Raw genomic sequence first — 23,131 nt, 5'->3', positions numbered from 1 at the left:
GGTTGTTTGAAAGCGCTAATCCTGGAAGACGATGATCTGGTTTCCGAGCTGCTTGAGACTGTGGTTGCCGGGATATACCCGGGCGCTCAGGTGAAAATCGCAGAAACCCTTGGGGAGGCTTACGGGCTTGTAAGTGCAACCGCTTTCGATCTCGTTGTAACCGACTGGAGTCTGCCGGATGGCTCTGGACTTGATCTCGTCAAAAAGGTGCGGAAAACCGATGCCGAGGTGCCGATTGTCATGGTTTCCGGTCGTTCAGACCGTGAATCTGTGCTCAAGGCAGCACACTTCGGCATCAACGGGTACATGACCAAACCCTTCGATGTGCAACAGCTGCACGCAAGGCTTGTAAAGCTTTTACAGACCTCAGACTCCCAAACTCCCGAGATTGCCGTTCTACTCAAGGAATCCCTCAATGAGGTAATCCAACTACCCTCTGACATGGATCCATCCGAGGTTCTCGAGCTCATGAGCCGTCAGCAAGATCTGTCGCCGGCTCAACTGGCAGAGCGGTGGCGAGACGAGGCAAGCCTGACGGCGCGATTGTTGGATGTGGCCAACAGCACCTCGTTCCGCCGCACCGGCAAGCCGGTGGAAACGCTCCGGGACGCCATTTCGTCGATGGGGGTCGCGTTGACCCTGAATCAGGCGCTGGCTCTCTCGCTGGATGTCTCCAGCAAGTTGAAAAACGACATGCTTCGTGATCTTGCCAGGAAACATTATCAGGAGGCGGTCGATGTCGGGAAGGAGGCGCAGAGACTGGCCATCCGCTTGAAAAAGCAACCTGTGTTGCTGCAGAAAGCCGGGTTGCTCAGCCGGCTGGGTGAGCTCGCGGTGCTTAAAGTCCTGAACCAATATGTGAGTTTGGGGGGCGAACTACAGGCCGCCGAGGCTGAGCAACTGCTTAAACAGTGGGCACAGGAATACGGCAATCGGCTCAAGGTGCAGTGGCACCTGCCTCTGAGCATGCGCGAGCTTATCGGGTCAGTGCATCATTTGCCCAGTGACTGCACCCGTGAGGATAGAATTACCATGCGGGCGGCGGCCATGCTCGCGGCCGGCAGACAGGAAACGGAGGAGTGTAAGCGTCTTCTCCGGCGGCTGGGGATGCAGACAGAAGAATCAGTCAAGGATTGATGGTATGACTTCAGCAAATGCACCAATCTCGCGAGTTATGTATGTAGAAGACGACCCGGATATTCGCGCAATTGCTGAAATTGCGCTTCAGGATGTTGGCGGTTTCGAAGCTTTGCTCTGCGAATCGGGTGATATGGCTTTGAAAAAGACCCTTGATTTCGATCCTGAGCTGATTCTGCTGGATGTCATGATGCCCGGCATGGATGGTCCCACAACGCTCAAAGCCCTGAGGCAGCTCGATGGCATGGCCGATGTTCCTGTCATTTTTATGACCGCACGGCTTCAGAGCTCGGAAATTCGGGAGTACCGGGAGCTGGGTGCATTGGGCGTAATCCCGAAGCCCTTTGATCCGATGACCTTATCGGACAAGATCTACGAGATTCTGGAGCATGCCGGAAGCTAGAACAGCGTAGCCTCGTTGGGCCTGGAAAGGTGCGACCATGGGTGATTTCAGGTAGTCTGGCCAGCCTGAGCTGTGTTTATATTGTTGAGGTTCCCATGTCATCTTCCCCGTCCCGGGACGAACTGAAAGCCAAACTGAATCTTGAGACTTCCCGCATCCGCTGGCATGAATTGCAGACCTACTTCGCCCGGGGGCAGGTGGTCAGGGTGGCGCCGGAGCTTGATCTGCTCGAAGTGGCCACCGAGCTGGCGGCAGATAACAAACACCGTTTCGAGCAGTGGATGCAGGATGGTCGGGTTGGCGAGGTTGCGCCGGATACCGCGCAAGACTGGTACAACCGCAATGCCGAGCTCTGGGCGGTCGTCATCGCACCCTGGGTTCTGGTCCAGGACAGGTCCGGTCATGTTCTGCACTGACACCCTGATTTCATGAAACTTCACTATTTTCACGGCCGCAGCCCGCTTCGGGACCTCGTGATGGTGAAAGAGGGGCAGCGGATTGAACTGCACATCAGGCCCGTCAGCGAGGGTCGCTGGGGGCTGGTGGCTTTGTCTGGGCCGGATCAGGGGCGACCGGATGGCCAGTTTTGCCGGGGTCCCTGGCCCACCCAGGCCCGTGCCGAATCCGTTCTCAGAAGCGTTGCCGGCACCATGATGGGAAAAGGTTTCGATCCAATGCCCGGCGACTATGTGGTGTGGTCCGTGACCGCACAGCGTCTTGCACGGGCTATCGGAACGCCAGAGCCTGAACAGTCAAACGCTGACGCCGAGCCCGACCAGTTCAAACCCCTGATCTGATAACCTTCCTTTCTTTTTCTGAGGACACCATGCTGACTGGAGCCCTGCTCATTCTTGCGCCCCTGTTCCTGGGTTTTGCTATCGCCCTGGAGAGTCGCAGGGCCATGACTGTTATTCACTACACCGTGGAAGGCCTGGTTTATTTCATATTGCTGCTGCTTGGCCTGGGGCTTGGCCAGATGGAGGGGCTTGCGGCGCAACTGGGCGGTATGGCTACCCAGGTCATAACGCTGGTACTGGTGCTGTTCGTCGCCAACATGATGGGGCTGTGGCTGTTCCACCGCTGGCAGCCAATGTCGGTTGAGCGTGTTGAAGGCAGTGTCAGCCCGGGTTACCGCAGATTGTTCCTGGCCGGCCTGAAACCCTTGATAGCGGTTATTGCCGGGCTGCTCGCCGGATACTACCTGCTGCCTGATATGCCGATGGCTGAACAGCTGGCTACCTGGGCCCTGATGTTCCTCCTGTTCCTGATTGGACTCCAGTTGCGCAATGCCGGTCTGTCGTTGCGTAAGCTGCTGATGAACCGTCAGGGCCTGGGGATCGCCCTGGCCCTGACGGTCAGCTCCCTGGCTGCCGGCGCCGTTCTGATTCCGTGGCTGGGGCTGCCCTGGCACGACGCCCTGGCGGTCGCCTCCGGGTTTGGCTGGTATTCGCTGTCCGGCATTGTGATTGGTGAAGCCCTCGGGCCTGCCTGGGGAGGAGTTGCCTTCCTGAATGATGTACTCAGGGAGATTGTTGCGCTGGCCATCATCCCTCTGCTGATCGCCAGCCGGCCGGCCATGGCCATCGGATACGGCGGCGCGACCGCCATGGACTTCACGCTGCCGGTGATCCGCAGTAGCGGTGGGCTACCCTGTGTGCCGGTGGCGATTGCCTCCGGATTTCTGCTGTCTTTTCTGTCCCCGGTGCTGATGGGGGTGTTCCTGTCTTTGGGATAAATTGACACGGTGCAATGCAAGTTGCGGTTTTACGGGTAGTATGGGAAACAGTAAACTAGCGTTTATTGACAATTGTTAATGTCCTAGCCCGGTCCGGATCCTGATGCAACGCCGTGAATTCCTTGGTTTATCGATCGCAGCCGGGCTGTCCGTCGCGGGATTGGCCGGTTGCAGCGGTTCCGGCCCGCTGAGATTCGGTATCCACCCCTGGGTCGGCTATGAACCGCTTTACCTCGCCGATGATTTCAACTGGCTACCGGAAACGATTGTGCTGGTGCCCGGTACCTCTGCAAAAGACTCTATGGATGGACTCCTTTCGGGGGCCATTGATGGCGCGGCACTGACTCTGGATGAAACCATACGGCTATCGTCCAGGGGGTTAGAGCTGCTTGTGGTGGCTGTTGTTGATGTTTCCGCCGGCGCTGATGTACTCATGGTGCGGCCCTCGATTACCGATCTGGCCGGGTTGAAGAAGCAGCGAATTGCGGTGGAGTTGAACGGCGTCTCGGGCATTATGCTGTTCAAGATTCTAGAGGTTGCGGGCCTTTCTCCGAACGACGTGATTAAAGTCGATTTGCCGGTAAGCGAGCATGCACAAGCCTGGTCGCGGGGTGAAGTGGATGCATGCGTATGCTATGAGCCAACAGCGTCGATGATCGAGAACGCTGGTGGCGTCAGGCTGTTCGATAGCAGCGATATCCCGGAAACCATATTTGATGTGCTGGTGGTGACCCGGGAAGCGGCAGACAGAAATCCCCGTGCGGTTCGCGACCTGGTGTCAGGGCACTTCAGGGGCCTGCAGCACCTGGTGCGCAGCATGCACGACTCGGTATACCGCATTGCGACCCGTCAGGGGATCAGCCCGGATGAGGTCCGGACAGCGCTGGCCACTGTCATGCTGCCGGATCTGGCGGCCAATCAGCGTTATCTCAGAACAGAGGGATCCATCGAAACCATGGCCAGATCCCTGTCCGGTCTGATGATGGCAGAAGGGATGATTGAACAGAATCCGGAAATCCAGCAGTTGTCGGATGCTTCGTTTCTGCCAGCGAGGGTCTATTGAATATTCGCCGATTTGCTGTTGCTCTTGTCTTTCTGTTCGCTACGGAATTTGTGGCGGTTGCACCCGCCAGTGCCGAGGAGACATTAACTTTCGGGATCTTCGCCTATCGTCCCGATCATGTGCTGCAGCAACGCTATCAACCTCTGACTGAATATCTGTCCCGAGAAACCGGTATTCGGATAGAACTGGAGATTCTTAACCAGGAGAACATGAGCCGGGCGATCGCCGCGAACCGGCTGGATTTTTTTCTCACTAACCCGAGCCATTTTCTGTTGATTCGCAGTGAAAGAAGTCTGACTGGTGTGCTGGCTACGCTGGTCAGACGCTCCGGTGAGTCCTCGACCGCGAGTCTTGGCGGCGTTATCTTTACCAAGGCCGGGCGTGACGATATTGAAGATCTTGCTGATCTCCATGACAAGACGATTGCCTCGCCCGGCGTTCATTTTCTGGGGGGTTACCAGACCCAGCTGCTCGAGCTGTTGGACGCGGGTATTGATATCCGGAGAGTGAACCTGATTCGATTCCTGGGCACTCATGACCGGGTGGTTCGCTCGGTACTCTCCGGTGATGCGGACGTGGGTTTTGTCCGCACCAGTATTCTGGAACAGATGGCGCAAACGGACCCTGATCTTTTTACCCGGGTGAAGGTTCTGAATCGTCAACGGCTGGCCGGTTTTCCCTACGTTGTCTCCACCCGGCTCTACCCGGAATGGCCCCTGGTGGCTTTGCCCCACGTGAACGAACGGTCTGTGCGCCGGATCGCGTCGGCGCTTTTTGCTATCGAACCAGAAGATGAGGTTGCGCTTGCGATTGGCATTGCCGGGTTCTCACCTCCCGCCGATTACCAGTCTGTTGAGTTTCTTGCGCAAACGCTGAGGGAGCCGCCTTACGATCAGATGCCCCGACTCACCTGGGTAGATGCTCTGCACCAGTATCGGTTATGGGTTTTTACCATTCTGGTACTGGTCATGCTGCTGGTGGCATCGTCGCTCTGGCTGGGCCGAAGCAAGCGGCAACTGGCTTCGGAGCAGAGGCGTCTGCGACAGCTGATTCGGAGTTGGCCACAAGCGGCGCTATTGATCCGCGGTGGGCTTTTCAGCGACACCAACCGGGCTTCTGTCGATCTACTCAGGTATTCCTCAAGCGAATCGCTGATTGGCAAGGAGCTGGCGGCGTTTTCACCAGAATACCAGCCGGATGGCCAGATTTCCCGGCAGAAACTGGCGCCCATGCTTGCCCAGGTATCCGGTGGGCAGGTACAGCAATGCGAGTGGGTGCTTAACCGTTCTGACGGCACCGAAGTCTGGGTTGAGCTCACCATGGCGCCGGTCCACACCGAGGATGACCCGGAACCGTTGATTCTCTGCTCCCTGTACGACATCACCTTGCGGAAAAAGGCGGAGCAGCGCCAGCGTCTGGCGGCCAGCGTGTTTGAATACGCCCGCGAGGCCATTTTTATTACCGACAATCACGGTATCGTCATTGATGCCAACGATGCGTACCTTGCAATTACCGGTCGGCCTCGCAATCGGGCGATCGGGCGACTGCCTCCCTTACCGATGGAGGAAGGCAGTGGCATCTTCGCCAGCGCCCGTGGCCATGGGTTCTGGTCGGGTGAATTCCCGAGTACAAGAAACGATGGTGAGAAGATTACCCTGTCGGTGACGCTCAGCAGTGTCCGCAGTGATCAGGGCGACGTCTCGCATTTTGTCGGCATTTTCAGTGACGTCACTCGGCTCAAGGAGCAGGAAAGAAGGCTCAGGATCATGGCCCATTACGATGCCCTGACCGGAATGCCGAACCGGGTTCTCTTTGCCGACCGATTGCAGCAGGCCATGGCCTTGACCCGGCGACAGAGTGGGAAACTGGCGGTGGTTTACATTGATCTGGACGAGTTCAAGCCGGTAAACGATGCCTTCGGCCATGAGGCGGGGGACCAGTTGCTGGTCGAGATCGCTAACCGAATGCGTGCCGAACTCAGGGAGGAGGACACTCTGGCGCGGCTTGGGGGAGATGAGTTCGCGGCTATTGTCATGAATGTTCAGGATGACGCATCCCTCGAAAGCCTGTTGGTACGTCTGCTGGCCCGCGTGGCTGAACCGATCTGGGTGGCTGACCACAGTGTGGAAGTCTCAGCCAGTATCGGATACACGCTGTTCCCGCAAACTGCGGATCTCGACGGGGATCAGCTCCTGCGGCAGTCGGATCAGGCAATGTATCAGGCAAAACACGAAGGCCGTAATCGTTATGTGCGGTTCGCTGAGCCTTCGGCCTGAGTCTCTCCATTGAGCAGTTCTGAAGAGGGGCGCCAATCCAGGGATTTGGTCCATTGGTCACAGAGCCGGCGAACTGAACTCAGGTCATCCAGCGTTCGTTCCCCCATAACTGCTGGCAGCTCGCGTTTGACAATCATGGCCAGCATTCGCGACTTCAGAATATGGTAGATCTTCTCGGTTTCCCCGAAGATTTCCGGCAATCCCACTTCCGACGCCACCAACTCGCGTAATAAATTGGTATAGGCGTCCATCTCACCTTTCAGTGGTGCCGTTTGCACGAGTTTCCCTGACTGTCGGAGCCGCAGGAGCGCAGGAGCCAGCTCTGTTGCTTCCGCAAGGTATCGGCAGGTGCGAATGGACAGGGTCAGGGTATCGACCGTGGCAGGCAGCATCTTCTCGGCACGAAGGCGAGAGATGTACTCCGTTATCGCACTATTGAGACTCTGCGCAGCTTCCATGGTGGCCCTGATCTTTTCCGGAGCCAGATCCTCCCGGTCAAGGCAGACTCTCAGCAGCCCCCGAGTCAGGCCAATCAGTCGCTTCATTTCCTGATCAACGGCGCCCACCGCAAGTTCCGGCGTGTTGATCAGGGTGTCATCCAGAAATCGGGGTTCTGCGTTGTCCTCCTCCTTGCTTCGGAACATTCGACCGAGGATACGTGCGAATGGCTTCAACAGCGGCAGCATGATCGCTGCGCCAAGCAGGTTGAACAGTGTATGGAATATGGCGAGCGACAGGGCGGCATTGGTGTCCAGGTCCAGCCAGTCGGTTAACCAGGCAATGAGCCAGAGCATCAAAGGCAGGATCAGAATGGCGATGGCGCCCGTGACAAGATTGAACATGACATGACCAAGGGCGAGGCGTCTGGCATTCGCGGTGGCCTTGAGTACGGCAATGGCGGCGGTGGAGGTGGTGCCCAGGTTGGCGCCGATGACTGCCGCTGCGGCATCTTCAAGCGAAAGAAGACTGTTGGCGGCGGCGCTGAGGATGATGGCCAGGGCCGCGCTGGATGATTGAGTCAGCACCGTCGCCAGAAACCCGAATAGAACGAAGAGGGGTAATGCGATGGCCTGGTCGAGAAATTCAGAACTATCAAGGCCGACGGTCAGTTGCCCAAGGGAGTCCTTGAGAACCGAGAGCCCGAGGAAAAACAGAGCAAACCCGGCAAGGGCCTCACCAAGTGACTGGTTCCGCTGGCTCCGGGCCAGCAGCTTCAGGGCCACACCGGCTGCCAGCAGAGGCATGGCGAACGCCTCGATCTTGAATCCGAAGCCGACAAAACTGACCAGCCAGCCGGTCATGGTGGTGCCTACGTTCGCGCCGAAAACCACCCCGAGTGAATGACTGAGGCTGAGCAGGCCCGCATTCACAAAGCCGATGGTAGCGACGGTGACCGCGCTTGAAGACTGGACGATGCCGGTGATCAATACACCGGCCCCAAATCCCCTTAGAGGGCTGCGGGTCCAGTGTCCGAGCATATGGCGTAATTGATGCCCTGCAGCGCTTTTCAGGCCATTGGTCATCATCTCCATGGCGAGCAGAAACAGGGCAAGGCCACCGAGAATCTGAAAGACAGTTGCAGTCATGTCGGAACTTGTTACTCGAAGCTGGGTTGCTTTCAGATTAGCAGAGCCCGGGGTGGACGAGGCGAATACTCAGGCGAGGAATTTCCGGACATCGATCTTGTAGGTTTCCGGATCCACGGCCCGGAGGATCCGGTCCTGGGTGCCCGGCTTCGAGAGATCAATGGTGTCCACCGTGATCGGCATACGGAATTTGGTGTGATACATAACGCGCACAGTCGGCAGTCTCTGATCGCTCTCGTTGGCTTCGACCACCACGCCGAGACGACCGCTTTCCAGCAGCACCAGCGAGCCCACCGGATAAAGCCCAAGGCAGCGGATAAACTGTTTGACCAGAACTGGATCCAGATGACTGCCGCTCCATTCCAGGAGCTTCTTCAGGCCCTGGGTTGGTGTCATGCCCTTGTGATAGACCCGGTCTGCCGTGATGGCATCGTAAACATCGCTGATCGCGACCATGCGACCATACTCCGAAATCTCGTCGCCCTTCAGGCCTTCCGGATAACCGGTACCGTCCAGGCGCTCGTGGTGCTGGGCTGCTGTGATGACGGTGAGCTCTCCGATGCCCTCGGTGGTAGCCAGAATGTCTCGTGAATGGCGAGCATGAAGCTTCATTACTTCAAACTCTTCCGGCGTCAGACGGCCGGGCTTGTGGAGTATCTCGTCGGGAGTGAGGATCTTACCCAGATCGTGCAGCAGCGCGCCCACGATAGTCTGGTGCAGCACATCCGCAGACAGACCCCGATGATTCCCGAACAGGGACATCAACACACTGAGATTGACCGAGTGTTCCAGCAGGTAGTTGTCTTTCTCCCGGATTCGTCCAAGGCAGCTGAGGGCATTGGCATTCCGGAGCACCGAATGCTGGAGCTCATCCGCCAGCTCGTGGATGGGTGCCACATCAATGGCGCCACCCACTTTGGCGTGGTTCATGAAATCGCCCACCAGGCTCTGGGCCTGGCTGTGGATCTGCTGAGCGATCACGATTTCTTCCGCGAGCGGAACATGTGGCTGCAGCGCCGGGGCTAATGCACCCGCCTTTTGCAGGGCCGACTCGTTCCGGCGATCCACTTCGGCGGCCGTTTCCGAGTCCTGGGTGTCCAGACCCTTCGACGCATCTATATAAACGAACTCCACCCCCATACGGCGGATTTTCTCGATGGTTTCCTCTTTTTTGATCACACCGCGCTTGCGCTGGGTGTTATGGGGAATCCAGTCGTTGTTCAGGTCGGTTATGTACATGCCGACCTTGAGTGCGGAGATGGGGACGCGTTTTATCATTCGCCGGGGAAAAACGTCCTCAGGCTGTTCTGATAAGTCTTACCAATCACCTCGTCCAGGGGCAGCTCTTTCACCTCGGCGATTTTCTCGGCGACGAAGGGCAGGTAAAACGGTGCATTTTCCTTGCCGCGGTAGGGTACCGGGGTGAGGAAGGGTGAATCGGTTTCCAGCAGGATCTGGTCGATCGGTGCCATGCGCACGATGTCCCTGACGTTCTCCGCCTTGTTGAACGTGGTGATGCCGTTGAAGCCCAGGCACCAGCCCTGATCCAGGGCATACCGCGCAAGCCCGGGGCCGGACGTGAAGCTATGGATGACACCGCGGCGCTTCAGGGTGGCCTCAAACTCGCCAAGAATCTCGATGGTATCGTCGTCTGCTTCCCGGCTGTGAATAACGACAGGCCGGTCCGTGTCACAGGCAATCTGCAACTGACGCCGGAACACCTCGCGCTGTACGTTCCGATCGGCGTTGTCGTAGAAGTAGTCCAGCCCAATCTCGCCCACGGCAACGATCTTTTCGTCCCGGGCATGGGCGCGGATTTCCGCTTCCACGTCGTCGGAATAACTTTCGGCATCGTGCGGGTGGATTCCCTGGGTACCGTAAACCCAGGGTGCCACCTGGCTGAGTTCGCGTACCCTTGCAAGGTTGTCCGGGGACACCGCAATGGTGATCACCTTCTCGATATTGACCCCCTGTGCCTGTTCCAGTGTTTCCTCAAGCGGGCGGTCCTTGAGGTAATCCAGGTGACAGTGGGTCTCGATGATCGGGTGATCGAATACGGGAATCTCGCGACGTTTCTTACTCATTGCCGGGTACTACACTCCATCGCAACCTGCGTCCAGGCTGCTATTCTGTGAATTCATTCTCACAAGTTTACCAGCTTGTTCGATTGTTGACCTGTATTACATCCATAGGGAGTTGCACGGAGCACTTTGATGAAGCTGTCGGCGTTTGCCAGCTCTTTTCTTTTCGACCCCGGAAAACCCAGATTCCGGGACTACCCGACATTGCTGGACAGCGATGAAACGGAGCTGCCCGGCCTTGAGGCCAACCTGGAACAGATTGGTGAATACCAGCGCCGACTCTGGGCAAATCAGGCAAGGGCGGTGCTGCTGGTCACACACGGACCGGATACCAGCGGTAAGGACAGCCTGATCCGCACACTGGCCACCTTTGCAGATCCCGCCGGCTTTCACGCATGGTCATTCAGCCGGCCCAAGGGTGCCGAAACCCGCCATGACTTTCTATGGCGGGTCACGCCCTTCTTGCCCGGCTTTGGCGAGATGGTGGCCTTCAATCGCAGCCATCACGAAGCTGTGATCGCCGAGCGGGTATGGCCGGTCCATGAGCCCGACAGCTACAACTGGCAGAATCGTTACTGCTCCATCCGGAACTTCGAGACCCACCTGGTGGAAGAGGGCACCACAATCATCAAGATCTGGCTCAACCTGTCTGAAGACGAGCATCGACAGCGCCTGTTGAAGCGCCTCGACAAACCGCGCAAGCGCTGGAAATTCGACAAGTCGGATATCGACGGGTGGGAGAAACGTCGCCAGTACGAAGCCTTCGCCGAAGAGGCCCTGGCCGAGACCCATACGGAGCAGTCTCCCTGGTTCATTGTGCCGGGTGACCGGAAACCCCAGGCCCGTGCCATTGTTGCGGCGATACTGGCAGAGCAACTGCAGAATCTGGCGCCGGATTATCCGAAAGAAGATGAGACTGTCCTGAAAGAATACCGACGCCTGTTGGCAAAAAATGGCGTGAAATAAACACAGCGGAGGAATGCATGCACATTGTTGTAGTCGGTGGCGGCGTGGTGGGAATGACCACGGCCTACGAACTGAATCGCCGGGGCCACCAGGTGACTGTGCTGGAGCGTCACGCAATTGCCGGCAACGAAACCAGCAAGGCCAACGCGGCCCAGCGCTCCTACGGCGTGGTCTACCCCTGGGCCGATCCCTCGATTGTGTTCAAGGCCATCCCCTGGATCCTCAAGCAGGACGGCCCCTTGAAGCTTCGCTTCCCGCCGTCGGTGGAAACCCTGAAATTCATGTTCGCCACCCTCCGTTACGCCTGGTCGCCTGGCCTGTTCGGCCTGAATCGTCGCGCCATGTTGCGCCTGGGCATCCACAGCCGGGAACGGTTTCTCGCGCTGGAAAAGGAGTTGGATCTTGCCTTTGATGGCGACCATCAGGGCCTGCTGCACCTGGCCAGCACCCCGGAGGCGCTGGAAGGCTACCGGACAACCCATGAACTTCTGAAGGAGCTCGGCATCCCTTCCCGTCTGCTCACCCCCGAACAGGTGCGCGAGGCCGAACCCGGCATGGTCGGCAACGGCCCGCTATACGGGGCCCTCAGCTACGACAGCGATGGCACCGGTGACTGTCACAAGTTCTCCCGGGAGCTAGCGAAAGCCTGCGAGGAAAAGGGGGTTGTCGTTCGTTACAACGTGGAAGCGGAAAAGCTGATTGCCGATGAGCAGAAGGTCAGTGCAATTTCACTCAGAACCGGCGAAGGGGTGATGGAAACCCTGGAGGCGGATGCCTTCGTAATCAGCGCCGGGTGCTGGTCCAATCATCTGGTGCAGCCGTTGGGCCTGGAACTGCCCATCTATCCGGTGAAAGGCTACAGCCTGACGGTTCCGATGAAAGACCCGGAGCGCGGTCCGTCATCGACCATACACGACGACAACTACAAAGTCGTCTCTACCCGTCTGGGCAACCGTTTACGGGCCACCGGCTTCGTTGAACTGGCCGATTTTAATCGGGAGATTCCCGAAGCCCGACTGGCAACTATCAAGAAGTCGGTCGAATCCCGGTTCCCCGGCTGTGCCGACCTCGATGTCGCTGAAACCTGGACAGGTTTTCGCCCCATGACCCCCGACGGCCCTGCGATTATTGGCCGCGGTCCCAGAGAAAATCTCTATTTGAATACCGGCCACGGCACCTTCGGCTGGACCCTGTCAGCCGGCAGTGCCGATGTCATCGCCCAGATAATCGAAGGCGAGGAGCCAGCCATATCTTTGGATGCCTTCCGACCCGGAAGATTCCAGGAATAGTCTCAACAAACCGGTGCGCGCAAAAGGCTTGGGAGGAGGACGGATAGCCCTTCCCGGGATCGTCGAAAACATGGATGTTTTCGTCGAGCGTACATGGACGTATTCACAGCGTATCCCGGGAAGGGCTATCCGTCCTGTGACTACTCGGAATCGGAGCGCGAATGAGGCCCAAGTCTACGCTCAATATTCGAACACAGCGTATGAACAAACCCGATATCCCGATCAGACAGCAATGGCAGCCGCTCGAAAACCCACTGGGACAGCTTCCCTTCAGGCGGCGTATCGAGTTCGGGTAGCAGGGTTTCGAGCCGGTTGCGGAGGGCGCCAAGCCGATGTTCATCGGCAGGCTCAGGTTCATCATCCATAGAATCTGAAAGCCCGGACATTTCCCAGGCATAGAGCATCACCGACTGGGCCAGATTCAGGGAGGGGTAGGCGACCTTCATGGGAATGCCGGTCAGCAGATCGCAGAGTGCCAGTTCGTCATTGGAAAGCCCACGATCTTCCCGGCCAAACACCAGCGCTGCGGTTGCGACGGACGCCCCCTTCGTAGCCAGAAGCTTCCGCAGATCAGAGGGGCCGTGCCAATCCTGGCGCTGATGCCGGGTCTTGGCGGAGGTTCCCATTAGCAGGTCTACGGAGTTTCTTACCGCTGCCAGATCGGGGAAAATGCGCGCATTGTCCAGGATGTGGTCGCTGCCGTGAGCCAGCCAGTGGGCGTCGGAGCGGGTGTGCAGGTCCGAGTTGACCAGCCAGAGCTCGCCGAAGCCCATGGTGCACAGGGCACGGGCGGCCGCACCGACATTTTCGGGAACCTTGGGCTCAACAAGTACAAAGGCCAGTTTCATGACGTTACCTCCGGCGGCGAGTTTACACCACGGCGCGGAATCTTTTTACCAGCGATGGCAGCAGCTGAACGACTGGCTGGTGCAGCACCAGGCGTTCTGGCAGCCGGTGCCGTTCATGACACCGCAGCCGGCCTGGACAAAAGCTTATCCGGAACTGGCAGCGATGCTGGCAGAGCTAAGCGATGCAGAATGCCAGTACCTGGATGACAGGCCCGTTGAATTGGCGGCTCGGGCAGCACGGTGGCTGCCGTCCCTGGAAGGGTATGCGGACATCGTGCAACTGCCGGCGCTTTTGCCCTCGGACGATGAGGCATCAAAGGCGACCCTGCCGGAAATCCGGGCTACGGATATGCCCGGCCGAAAGCGTCTACAGTCGGGTGCCTTTGCCGCCGCACTGGCGCCACTGGACCACCCCGCCCTGGACTGGTGCTGCGGCAAGGGCCATCTTGCGCGGACGCTGGCGCCGTTGTGCCCCGGTGAGATCCAGGGTTTCGAGTGGAATCCGGAGCTGGTTCATGATGGAAACCGTCTGGCCGAGCACTTCGGGGATCGGGTGTCGATCGGCTGCCAGGACGTAATGGCCCCGGGACTGAAGCTTCCAGACGATTACCATGGCGTTGCACTCCATGCCTGCGGCGATCTGCACCGGCAGCTGCTCAAACGCGGCAGCGAGACTGGATTGCCCCGGCTGAGTATTTCACCCTGCTGCTACCACCTGACCGACCAGGACATTTACCGCCCCCTTTCCCGGCGGGCGTCGGGCTATCAGGGGGTGCTGCAACCGGGCCGAAATGATCTGCGGCTGGCGGTCCAGGAAACGGTGACGGCGCCTGCCCGGGTTCGGGAACAGACGCGTTTGATCAGCCAGTGGCGCCTGGCGTTCGATGGCCTGCAACGGTTCTTGCGGGGGCAGGACGAATACCTTCCTGTACCTTCCCATCCGGCGCGACTGCTGAGGGAAGGCTTTCCAGCTTTTTGTCGATGGGCCGCAGCGAAAAAGCACCTTGAGTTACCCGACAGGGTCGAGTTTGATCACTGGTTGGCGTTTGGCGAGCGTCGGCTGGCAGAGGTTCGCCGTCATGAGCTGGTCCGGCACCTGTTCCGGCGCCCACTGGAACTCTGGATGGTGCTCGACTATGCGCTCTTCCTGGAAGAGCAGGGCTACCAGGTACGTCTTGGTCACTTCTGCGATCGGGCTCTGACGCCCCGTAACCTGCTGATCGATGCGGTCAGGGTTTCCGGTACTCCACCCGTTCAACACAGCCATCCCTGAAATACACATAGGTCAGCTCATAAAGTGCACCGTAATAGCGGGTCTGTAAACCCGGACTGAGAAGCGGCATCAGTTCCTCGCGTGTTTCCAGACGCAAAAAAGGCGCCCGGAGGCGCCTTTTCAATCCACTCAGCGAAAGCCCGTAACTCAACGGCGAACCTGAATGCGAGCTTCGACCCGGCGGTTCTCTGCGCGGCCAGCTGCTGTCTCGTTAGAGGCAATTGGCTGCTCCTCACCATAACCTACGGCTTCCACCCGCGCCGGATCAACGCCCAGAGGACCTGTCAGACGGCCGGCAACTGCTTCGGCACGGCGCTGGGACAGGAACTGATTGTAGTCGGCGGCACCGGCGCTGTCGGTGTGACCGGCAATCTCCACGATGGTTTCCGGGTTTTCCTGCATGAAATCAGCCACGCGACGGATTTCCTCATCGTAGGCGTTGCCAATCACGGAGCTGTTGGTCGGGAACTTCACTTCGATGGTGAAGGTCTGGATGGTTTCGGTGACACCCTCACAGCCTGTGTCATCCACTTCTGCGCCGGCGGTGGTGTTCGGGCACAGATCCTGGCTGTTGACTACGCCGTCGTTATCGCTGTCCAGTTCACAGCCACGACTGTTTACTTCCGCACCGCGCGGGGTGTCGGGACACTGGTCTCGGCTGTCGGCAACGCCGTCGCGATCCGAATCCGGTTCGCAGCCATTGCCGTCAACGGTTGCGCCTGCCGGCGTGCCGGGGCACTGGTCACGTGAGTCCGGGACGCCATCGCCATCAGCATCTGTAGGACGTGCAGGCTCTGCGGCTGCCTGGGCCACAGTGCGGGTAAAGGCAAAACTGATGCCCAGAGAGACCTGGGTGTCGAAGGTGCTTTCATCAATGCCATGGAATTCACGGAGATCGCCGCGCAGCGATACGGAATCACTGATGTTATAGCGGAAGCCGGTGCCGACGTTCACCCGCGTCTCATCGTGGTTACTGCCGGCGGTGCGAACACCGCTATTGTCAGAACCGAAGTCTGCATGGCCGGCACCCAGGGAAACATACGGATTCCAGGCTTCGTCCGGGCCTGCAAAGTAGTAGGTGCCATCGACCCTGACTTCGTCGAACTCGGACTCACCGGGCACGTACTTGCGATCGGCATCGGCGCGCGAGTATAGCGCCTCAACGGACCAATGGGGACGGAAACGGTATTCCACGCCAACCCCGAACGTGCCGGTCTCGCTCAGGTCGCGCTTGTCGTCAAACAGCTGGAAACCCGCAAACGGGTTGATATAGATGGTTTCCTGACGGTCGGCGATGGCTGGAGTTGCAAGGGTGGCGGCGAGAACAGCCGCGGAAATCGGACGCATGACGTTCATGCAGAACCTCCTGTTCATTGTCGTTGTGGTACCGCACTTCTATATGAAAAGTGCTTGTATACCCGGAATTTAGGCTAGTAGGCCAAAAAAGACAAAAAAATGATACGGATTGTTACGTCCGCAATTTTACCCAGTTGACCGTTACGAGCCGGAAGTCGTTTCAGGCCAGAGCAGTGAAGTACAGATGCGCGCTCTTTTTGCTGAAGTTGAGGATTTCGCCGTTATCGAAGCGCACTTCGAAGGAGCCTTCATCCTCGGTAACCACCGAGCCCGGGCCAAAAATCGCGTGGCTAAGACGTTTCTGATGCCAGAGTGGTTCCATCGAGTTGGCAGACGTTGCCGCATTGCCTTCGATGGCGACATTTTCCCGGTTGGCATAGCGTTGGCTAACCGGCGTGAGAGGGGCGGTCAACCGGATGGTTGAGGACTGGGCTGGACTTCGTTCATCCAACCAGCGTCCGAACTCCTCGGCCAGTTCGAAGCAGAATTCCTCCACAAACCGGCTCGGGCCCAGATCGCCGTCCAGATGGGGTTGCTTGCTGGCGGGGCGGGTAATCAGATGCAGCCGCTGGCGGGTTCGCGTCATGGCCACATAGAGTAGCCGCCGTTCACTCTCCAGAAATCCTCTGGCGTCGTCCTGCGGGCGCGGGCTGTACGGCAGGTATTTTTCCTGCAGGCCGGGAATGATCACGGTTGGCCATTCCAGCCCCTTGGTGCGATGAATGGTCGAGAGCAAAACGCCCCCCTGACGCTTTTCGCCCGCCTGTTGCTTCAGGGCTTTCAGGTGCTCCAGGGCGCCTTCGGCGGTGACATCCAGGCTTTTCAGGTACTGTCGGAATCCTTGAACGGTATCAATCCGCTCTTCAGCGCTTTCGTGGGTCAGGGCCAGGCTCCGGATGCCTTCATAGAGGTCTGTATGCTCGGCATAGACACTGATCAGTCCTGCAACCGGCCCCCCATAACTGCGAAGCTGGGCAAGCACCTCGCCAAGCTTTCGCAGCTTACGGGCCGCCATCGGTGCCAGAGCGTCAAAATCCATGGCCAGCAACCGCTCGTGCCAGCCACCGGAAAACCCTGACAGGAACCGTGCCAGTTGCTCCAATTCGGGCTCTTTCAAGCCAACGTGGGGGAAACGCAACAACTGCCGTGCCAGCTCAAGCCGATCCTCGTCCGGCAGGTTTTCCAGCTTGCCGGTCACCACCATCAGCAGGGCGGTGATCGCCTGCACTTCCCGGCTGAACAGCGCGCCCTTGCCGGCATCAATCCGGTAGGGAATCTGCCGGGCCAGCAGCTTCAGCTCAATAGGGACACTCTGACTCCAGACCCGGAACAGAATCGCCGTTCCGGCTAGGGCCGGTTCCGACTGACCCTGCAGAATCTGCAAAACGGTATCGGCATCGCTCTCCGCCCGATGGAGGGTGATCTTCGTGCCCGGAGTGGAAGGGTGGGAGTGGCAAAGCACATCCTTGCGCCCCGTGTTGTGGCAGATCAGATGGTTTGCCAGCAGTGCCACCCGGTGGCCATACCGGAAGGTGTAGCTGAGAGTCTGCTCCAGCGGGCTTTCGAACTCATCGCTGAACCGTTTGAGGATAAACTCCGGCTTCGCGCCCCGGAACTCGTAGATCGTCTGATCCGGGTCACCGACCACCGTCACCCGGGCCCGGTCCCCGGCCACGTAGCGCAACAGCAAATGCTGTATCTCATTGGTGTCCTGGTACTCATCCACCAGGATCAGATCCATCTTGTTGCCAACAAGTCGCTGCAACGGAGGATTCTGGTGAATAGCCATCACCGGCTCATACAGCATGTCGGCATAACTGATCCGACCCTGGCTCTTGCGCCACTGTTCAAAACTGTGGAACAAATCAATGAGGTATTTGTGCTTGTCCGAGTACCCCAACTCCTCAAACACAATCTCTGCCGGCGACAGCGTCGTCTTCACCAGATCAATAAACCCCGTCGCCGTCTCGACGAAATCCTTCTTGTTGCGCCGAATCTCATCCGCCAGATCCTCCGGCGCCAACCGACGCGTTAACTGCCAGGCCTGAAAACTGATCTCCTGCTCGGTCAGGATCTTCTCCGAAAACCCCGGCAGATAGCCCTCCCGAACAAACCGTTTGTACAGCCGAAGGCCCATGGCGTGATAGGTCCGAATCTCCGGCAGCGCCAGCCCGCGCTGGGCGCAAACCTCTTGCAGCTTGCGCTCGAAATCCACCCGGGCACTGCGGTTGAACATCAGCACCAGCATCCGGTCCGGATCATGCCCCTGCTCCAGCAGATACCGAATCCGCCACGCCAGCGTCGACGTCTTGCCACTGCCGGCCACGGCGGTAATCACCGCATGTTCATAGCCGGCGGTAATAATCGCCCGCTGTTCATCGGTAAGGTAATCCGGCAGGTTGGTGGTATCAGAAATTTGGGGTTCGGTCGGCATGGCCGGTATTGTAACGGCCCGCTGGTAGAGCGGATACCGCTGCCGCATAATTGGTCTTCCTGAAATGGACTTAAGCAAGGACTATAACTCTCAGCTTGACTGCGGTGTTTGGATAGACTTTCAAAAACTGTGCGGAGCCAGGGATGGCGGAGCCCAAGCGTCACAGGGATGTGCCGTAAGGAGCGTGTTTTTGAAAGTCTATCCAAACACCGCTAACTCCAATGTCAGAAGGTTTATGCAAGATGGAAATAGCAGAATCGATCAACGTACTCGGCGAAAAATTGGAAACCTGCGGCAAAGACCCGATGACCGGCTTCTACCGCGATGGCTGCTGCAACGTCGGCCCCGATGACTTTGGCCTGCATGCCGTCTGCGCCGTAGTCACCGACGACTTCTTGGAATTCTCCAAAGCCCGGGGTAACGACCTCAGCACCCCCAGGCCCGAGTTTGGCTTCGAAGGCCTGAAAGCAGGCGACAGCTGGTGCCTGTGCGCCGGCCGCTGGCAGGAAGCCTTTGAGGCTGGTTGCGCACCAAGAGTGCGCCTGCGCGCCACCCACCAGGCCGCTCTGGAAAAATGCGCCCTGGATGACCTCAAAGCCCACGGTGCCGACCTCAGCTGATGAGCCACCCTGAACCCGATGCCGCCCCAGATCATGCAATCTGGCGTGCCCTGCAGGCCAGTCTTGCCGCCAGAGGCGAACGCCGTCTGGTCCTGCTGGAGGGCAATCGGGAGAGCAACCTCAGGTGGCTTTCTGGCCTGCTACCTGAGCTCGACATTCAAACCGGCGTCTGGACCGGCCCGGCAGACCAGAGCCCTGATTCTCGTCTGACGGGGATTATTCCCACTGAGGCCAGGAAATGGCTCGGCAGTGAGGTTTCCGTGATTGTCTGGGACGGCTGGCAGGGAAACCCTCCGGATGCCTTCGCGGCGCTCTCCGGAGCATTGACCGCCGGCGGCATGCTGTTCTGGCTGATGCCACCGCTGGATGAATGGCGCCGTTTTGCCGACCCGGATTACCCGAGAACCGGCCTGGACCATGGTGGCGAGCATCCTTTCGCCGCCCGCATGGCCGACATTCTTGCCGACCATGAGGCTGTGATCCGCATATCCCCGGGCCGTGCCGAAACGCCCTCGCTGACCATTCCGCAGATACCGGAGCAAAGCTTCCGGATTGAAACAACCCCGGACCAGGAACAATTGATCCAGCGCCTGGTTCGGTTTGGCCAGGGCCGAAGACGCCGGCCACTGGTTGTCACGGCAGACCGGGGGCGGGGTAAGTCCGCCGCTCTGGGTATGGCGGCCGCGGAATTGCTGAAGAAAGGCAGGCAGGAAATTGTTGTTACTGCGCCGTCAAAACAGAATGTGGACACCCTGTTCCGTCACGCGCGCGAGGCTCTGGCCGATCAACTGGAGCAGGCCAGCGCTGGTACGCTGACAACCCGGTCGGGCGCGCGCCTGAGGTATGTTCCGGTTCAGGAACTCCTGGCATCGCGGCCGGAGGCCGAGGTGGTTCTGGTGGATGAGGCAGCGGCTCTTCCCGCGCCTCTGTTGAAATCGATCCTTCTGGGCTGGCCCAGGGTAGCGTTTGCCACCACGGTGCATGGTTACGAGGGCGCCGGCCGTGGCTTTGCCATACGCTTTCGACAGGTCCTTGAGCAATCAACGCCTCACTGGCAGGCGGCAACGCTGACCGAACCGGTGCGCTGGGCCAGTGGGGATACACTGGAGACCCTGATCACCCAGCTCTTCCTGCTGGCGGCAGATGGCAGTGGTTCAGCCGTGGAAACCGAAAACAGCGCCGGGGAACTGGTGATCGAGCCCTGGCAGCCGGCAACCGCCAGTGACGAGGCGTTGTCGAACGCCTTTGGCTTGCTGGTGGATGCCCATTACCGGACCAGTCCCGCTGATCTGCGGCAATGGCTGGATGATATTGCCGCCCGAAGCTGGCGGGCGAGAATTGGCGAACGCACGGTTGGAATACTCTGGTGTGCCCTCGAAGGTGGGCTTTCGGCCGGGCTGGCGGAGCAGGTCAGTCTGGGGACCCGTCGAATTCGCGGCCATTTACTGCCGCAGTCACTGGCCAGCCACAGCGGCTATCCTGAAGCCGCTGCCCTGAAAGCGCTCCGGGTGGTCCGGATTGCAGTGTCAGACGACGCCAGGCGGTCGGGTATTGGCCGAAGCCTGGTGGAGGCCGCACGAGCCTACAGTGCTGAACAGGGCGTTGATTACCTGGGAACCAGTTTTGGTGGCAGCGCCGACCTGCTGGCGTTCTGGCAAAACTGTGGTCTTCGTGTGGTGAGAGTGGGGCTGCAACAGGAGGCGTCCAGTGGTGAGTACCCGCTGCAGATGATCCAGGGTATCTCGCGGCCAGGCCGGGAACTGGAGGGGCGTATCCGCAAGCGGCTCGCTGGCCATTGGCTAACCCTGGTGCCGGACAACTGGTCGGGGCTGGACACGGATACGCTGGCGGAGATAACCGCAGAATTGCCACCCGGGTTGGCGTTGGATGCCGACGATTTTAGGGAGCTTCGGAATTTCGCCAACGGCCACCGGGGGTTTCAGATAACGGTTCCGGTGCTGCGGAAGCTGAGTCAGACGCCCGGTGCCATGGCAGGGTTGCGTGGCCATGCAGACCGCGCCCTCTGGTGCCGCTGTGTACTTCAGGGTGCGCCATGGTCCTCGCTTCAGGCCGAGAAGCTGTGCCTGGGGCAGAGAGACGGCGAAGATCGCTTGCGGCAGCTGGTTCGCGATCTTCTCAAGGACGGTCCGGGTTTGTGACTCGCTCGATTTAATTTCCGATGGTGTCTGCCCAGAATAGGGCCTCGTATCCTTCTACAAAGCCCCACAGAGACTGTTTGCTATGGCCAAGGGAACCGGCGCCCCCCGTTTTTTGCTGATTTTGCTTCCGCTTCTTGCTTTCCTGTCTGCCTGCGCTTCCCAGAGCCAGCCGGTTACGCTCAGCCCCGAGGCCCTGGCCGAGGCCGACGCGCTGCTGATTACAGCAGCAGGCAATGGTGAAAAAAGACGCGTGCAGCTGTTGCTTTCCGCCGGCGCCGATGTGAACACCAGCGACCGCAACGGCTATACCCCGGTGATGCGCGCCGCCGAAAACGGCCATCTCTCGGTGGTCAAGGTGTTACTGGCGGCCGGTGCCAACGTCAATGTCAGCCAGGGTGGGGAATCCCTGCTCATGAAGATAGTGGCCAATGGCGACTTGCTGACCGCGGAGAGGCTGGTGGCTGCCGGGGCTGATGTGAATTACCGGGCCAGCGACGGCCAGACCGCGCTGGACATCGCCCGGGCCACCAATAACCGGGATCTGGAAATGCTGCTGGTGCAGGCGGGCGCGCAGCTGTAGTTCCCGGACGCTATTCCAGCCCCATCGGATCGGTTTCGTCATCCCACTCCGCGGTGAAATGGGCCGCAACCACTTCTTCCGGTACCTCAGCAACGCTCAGGTAACTCCACTTTGGCTGCCGATCCTTATCGATGGCCAGGGCTCGAATGCCCTCGGCCAGGTCCGGCCGGCGGATGCATTCCGAGACCATCGCCAGCTCCATCCGGAAGGCGTCCTTCAGGGACATCTGCTGGGCCTTTTGCAACTGGGTCCAGACCAGCCAGGCCGACACCGGGCATCCCATCCTCAGTGTGTTCATGCAGGCATGCCACCAGTCGCAGTCCACCTCCGCCGTGAGCAACTGATCGACGATTTCGGGCAGTTCATCGCCCGCGCTCAGCCGGGCAATCCGCTGTTCGTGTTTTGCCAAATGGCTGGGCGGCAGCGACCGGTAATCCGGTGTCTGGATCTGATTGAGCAGGCGGAAAAGGCGGTTGTCGTCCGCGGCGGTCTGCCCGGTCCACCGTTCAGAGGCCAGGCGATCCAGCAAACGGTCCCGGTCTTCCGGCAGGATGGCCATGTCCGCAAGGCCGACCCGAAGTGCATCGCTCACGTTCAGGCGAGCACCGGTCAGGCCCATGAACAGGCCCAGCCGGCCGGGTAGCCTTTTGAGGAACCAGCTGGCGCCAACATCCGGAAACAGGCCGATGGTGATCTCGGGCATCGCAAGCGTGACATCCGGCGTTACCAGCCGGTATCGGCAGCCGGAAAACACACCAAGACCACCGCCCATCACCACGCCGTGGGCGATACCCAATACCGGCTTGGGAAAACGGTGAATGTTGTAGTCCATCCGATATTCCCGGGTGAAAAAGCGTACCGGTTTCTCTGGCTCTTCCGGGCTCTGAATCGCGTCGTAAAGTTCACGGATGTCGCCGCCGGCGCAGAAGGCTTTGTCGCCCGCTCCCCGTATAACCACAATGCAGATCCGATCGTCCTCGGCCCACCGATCGAGGATTTCCTGGGTCTGCTGGATCATGTGCTCGGAAAGCGCATTGAGCGTGCCTGGGGAGTTGAGCGTCAGAACACCGATGTGGCCTTCGCGACAGGCAAGTTCCTGGGCCTCTACAGACATTGACGTTATCTCCGGAGAATTAAATCGATCTTGGATTCGGAATTGAACGTACTTTCACCTTAATAGCCCGGCCAGGAAAGAGGACGAACGTCGAAAAGCCGTCCTTGACCTATCGCATTTGAGGTTCCCCGGCTCTGTGCTATAAGTGCTAATCAGTTTACCGTCCGGCGTCCGAACCGGCCTGAAAATCTTGAAAACGATGATGAGAGGG

At 59.0% G+C, this 23,131-nt stretch carries 20 protein-coding genes; 13 read left to right on the top strand and 7 right to left on the bottom strand.

Features of this window, described 5'->3' with window-relative positions; translation table 11 throughout:
• The first annotated feature begins 6 nt into the window (after positions 1-6).
• The 7 genes from NUW46_RS18435 (at position 7) to NUW46_RS18405 (ending at position 6,614) form a co-directional block, all read left to right on the top strand.
• The gene (locus tag NUW46_RS18435; RefSeq protein WP_418140900.1) at positions 7-1,137 is read left to right on the top strand and encodes a response regulator; all 1,131 of its coding nucleotides are present in this window, start codon (positions 7-9) and stop codon (positions 1,135-1,137) included.
• A 4-nt stretch (positions 1,138-1,141) separates the two neighbouring features.
• Positions 1,142-1,540, top strand: coding sequence for a response regulator (locus tag NUW46_RS18430; protein WP_305966358.1), 399 nt, complete (start codon positions 1,142-1,144; stop codon positions 1,538-1,540).
• A 95-nt stretch (positions 1,541-1,635) separates the two neighbouring features.
• A complete protein-coding gene (locus NUW46_RS18425) occupies positions 1,636-1,956 on the top strand; it encodes a DUF2288 domain-containing protein (RefSeq protein ID WP_418140899.1) in 321 nt (106 codons plus the stop codon).
• Positions 1,957-1,968: 12 nt separating this feature from the next.
• Positions 1,969-2,337, top strand: coding sequence for a hypothetical protein (locus NUW46_RS18420; protein WP_222465580.1), 369 nt, complete (start codon positions 1,969-1,971; stop codon positions 2,335-2,337).
• Positions 2,338-2,366: 29 nt separating this feature from the next.
• Positions 2,367-3,275, top strand: coding sequence for a lysine exporter LysO family protein (locus NUW46_RS18415; protein ID WP_418140898.1), 909 nt, complete (start codon positions 2,367-2,369; stop codon positions 3,273-3,275).
• Between the two features lie 103 nt (positions 3,276-3,378).
• Positions 3,379-4,338, top strand: a complete 960-nt coding sequence (locus NUW46_RS18410; RefSeq protein WP_418140897.1) for an ABC transporter substrate-binding protein — start codon at positions 3,379-3,381, stop codon at positions 4,336-4,338.
• Between the two features lie 50 nt (positions 4,339-4,388).
• Positions 4,389-6,614, top strand: coding sequence for a PhnD/SsuA/transferrin family substrate-binding protein (locus NUW46_RS18405; protein ID WP_418140896.1), 2,226 nt, complete (start codon positions 4,389-4,391; stop codon positions 6,612-6,614).
• Here the strand turns inward: NUW46_RS18405 and NUW46_RS18400 are convergent.
• The 3 genes from NUW46_RS18400 to NUW46_RS18390 form a co-directional block, all read right to left on the bottom strand.
• Positions 6,584-8,200, bottom strand: a complete 1,617-nt coding sequence (locus NUW46_RS18400) for a Na/Pi cotransporter family protein (RefSeq protein WP_418140895.1) — start codon at positions 8,198-8,200, stop codon at positions 6,584-6,586. The genes NUW46_RS18405 and NUW46_RS18400 overlap by 31 nt on opposite strands.
• A 69-nt stretch (positions 8,201-8,269) precedes the next feature.
• Complete coding sequence (locus NUW46_RS18395) at positions 8,270-9,478, bottom strand: HD-GYP domain-containing protein (protein ID WP_136631174.1); 1,209 nt, start codon at positions 9,476-9,478, stop codon at positions 8,270-8,272.
• Complete coding sequence (locus NUW46_RS18390; protein ID WP_418140894.1) at positions 9,475-10,284, bottom strand: TatD family hydrolase; 810 nt, start codon at positions 10,282-10,284, stop codon at positions 9,475-9,477. Before NUW46_RS18390 ends, NUW46_RS18395 begins: the two co-directional genes overlap by 4 nt.
• 129 nt (positions 10,285-10,413) lie before the next feature.
• Here NUW46_RS18390 and NUW46_RS18385 point away from each other — a divergent pair, with 129 nt between their 5' ends.
• Both NUW46_RS18385 and NUW46_RS18380 read left to right on the top strand, forming a co-directional pair.
• The gene (locus tag NUW46_RS18385) at positions 10,414-11,247 is read left to right on the top strand and encodes a polyphosphate kinase (RefSeq protein WP_418140893.1); all 834 of its coding nucleotides are present in this window, start codon (positions 10,414-10,416) and stop codon (positions 11,245-11,247) included.
• Between the two features lie 17 nt (positions 11,248-11,264).
• Entirely contained in the window at positions 11,265-12,536 is a 1,272-nt protein-coding gene (locus NUW46_RS18380; protein ID WP_418140892.1) for a D-amino acid dehydrogenase, read from the top strand.
• Between the two features lie 140 nt (positions 12,537-12,676).
• Here NUW46_RS18380 and NUW46_RS18375 read toward each other — a convergent pair whose 3' ends face one another.
• Positions 12,677-13,384 (bottom strand): tRNA/rRNA methyltransferase, encoded by a 708-nt coding sequence (locus NUW46_RS18375; RefSeq protein ID WP_418140891.1) that lies wholly within the window; start codon positions 13,382-13,384, stop codon positions 12,677-12,679.
• On the opposite strand from NUW46_RS18375, the gene NUW46_RS18370 reads away from it, so the two are divergent.
• Positions 13,383-14,657 carry a methyltransferase gene (locus NUW46_RS18370; protein ID WP_418140890.1) on the top strand — a complete coding sequence of 425 codons (1,275 nt, stop codon included), beginning with the start codon at positions 13,383-13,385 and terminating at the stop codon, positions 14,655-14,657. The genes NUW46_RS18375 and NUW46_RS18370 overlap by 2 nt on opposite strands.
• 147 nt (positions 14,658-14,804) lie before the next feature.
• Here NUW46_RS18370 and NUW46_RS18365 read toward each other — a convergent pair whose 3' ends face one another.
• Together NUW46_RS18365 and NUW46_RS18360 are read right to left on the bottom strand one after the other, a co-directional pair.
• The gene (locus NUW46_RS18365) at positions 14,805-16,013 is read right to left on the bottom strand and encodes an OmpA family protein (protein ID WP_418140889.1); all 1,209 of its coding nucleotides are present in this window, start codon (positions 16,011-16,013) and stop codon (positions 14,805-14,807) included.
• A gap of 160 nt (positions 16,014-16,173) precedes the next feature.
• The gene (locus NUW46_RS18360) at positions 16,174-18,495 is read right to left on the bottom strand and encodes an ATP-dependent helicase (RefSeq protein WP_418140888.1); all 2,322 of its coding nucleotides are present in this window, start codon (positions 18,493-18,495) and stop codon (positions 16,174-16,176) included.
• Positions 18,496-18,689: 194 nt separating this feature from the next.
• On the opposite strand from NUW46_RS18360, the gene NUW46_RS18355 reads away from it, so the two are divergent.
• The 3 genes from NUW46_RS18355 to NUW46_RS18345 all read left to right on the top strand — a co-directional run bounded on the left by NUW46_RS18355 (position 18,690) and on the right by NUW46_RS18345 (position 21,806).
• Positions 18,690-19,067: a DUF2237 family protein gene (locus NUW46_RS18355; protein ID WP_418140887.1), complete on the top strand. Its 378-nt coding sequence runs from the start codon at positions 18,690-18,692 to the stop codon at positions 19,065-19,067.
• Positions 19,067-21,226 (top strand): tRNA(Met) cytidine acetyltransferase TmcA, encoded by a 2,160-nt coding sequence (locus NUW46_RS18350; RefSeq protein ID WP_418140886.1) that lies wholly within the window; start codon positions 19,067-19,069, stop codon positions 21,224-21,226. Before NUW46_RS18355 ends, NUW46_RS18350 begins: the two co-directional genes overlap by 1 nt.
• Positions 21,227-21,308: 82 nt before the next feature.
• A complete protein-coding gene (locus NUW46_RS18345) occupies positions 21,309-21,806 on the top strand; it encodes an ankyrin repeat domain-containing protein (RefSeq protein ID WP_136631166.1) in 498 nt (165 codons plus the stop codon).
• 10 nt (positions 21,807-21,816) lie between these two features.
• Here NUW46_RS18345 and NUW46_RS18340 read toward each other — a convergent pair whose 3' ends face one another.
• Positions 21,817-22,920 (bottom strand): enoyl-CoA hydratase/isomerase family protein, encoded by a 1,104-nt coding sequence (locus NUW46_RS18340; RefSeq protein ID WP_418140885.1) that lies wholly within the window; start codon positions 22,918-22,920, stop codon positions 21,817-21,819.
• Positions 22,921-23,131: the final 211 nt, after the last annotated feature.

Source organism: Marinobacter sp. MA, assembly GCF_048298425.1.
Classification (GTDB): domain Bacteria; phylum Pseudomonadota; class Gammaproteobacteria; order Pseudomonadales; family Oleiphilaceae; genus Marinobacter; species Marinobacter salsuginis.
Note: the sequence above shows the minus strand (reverse complement) of the source record. Positions and strands in the feature narration are given on the sequence as shown.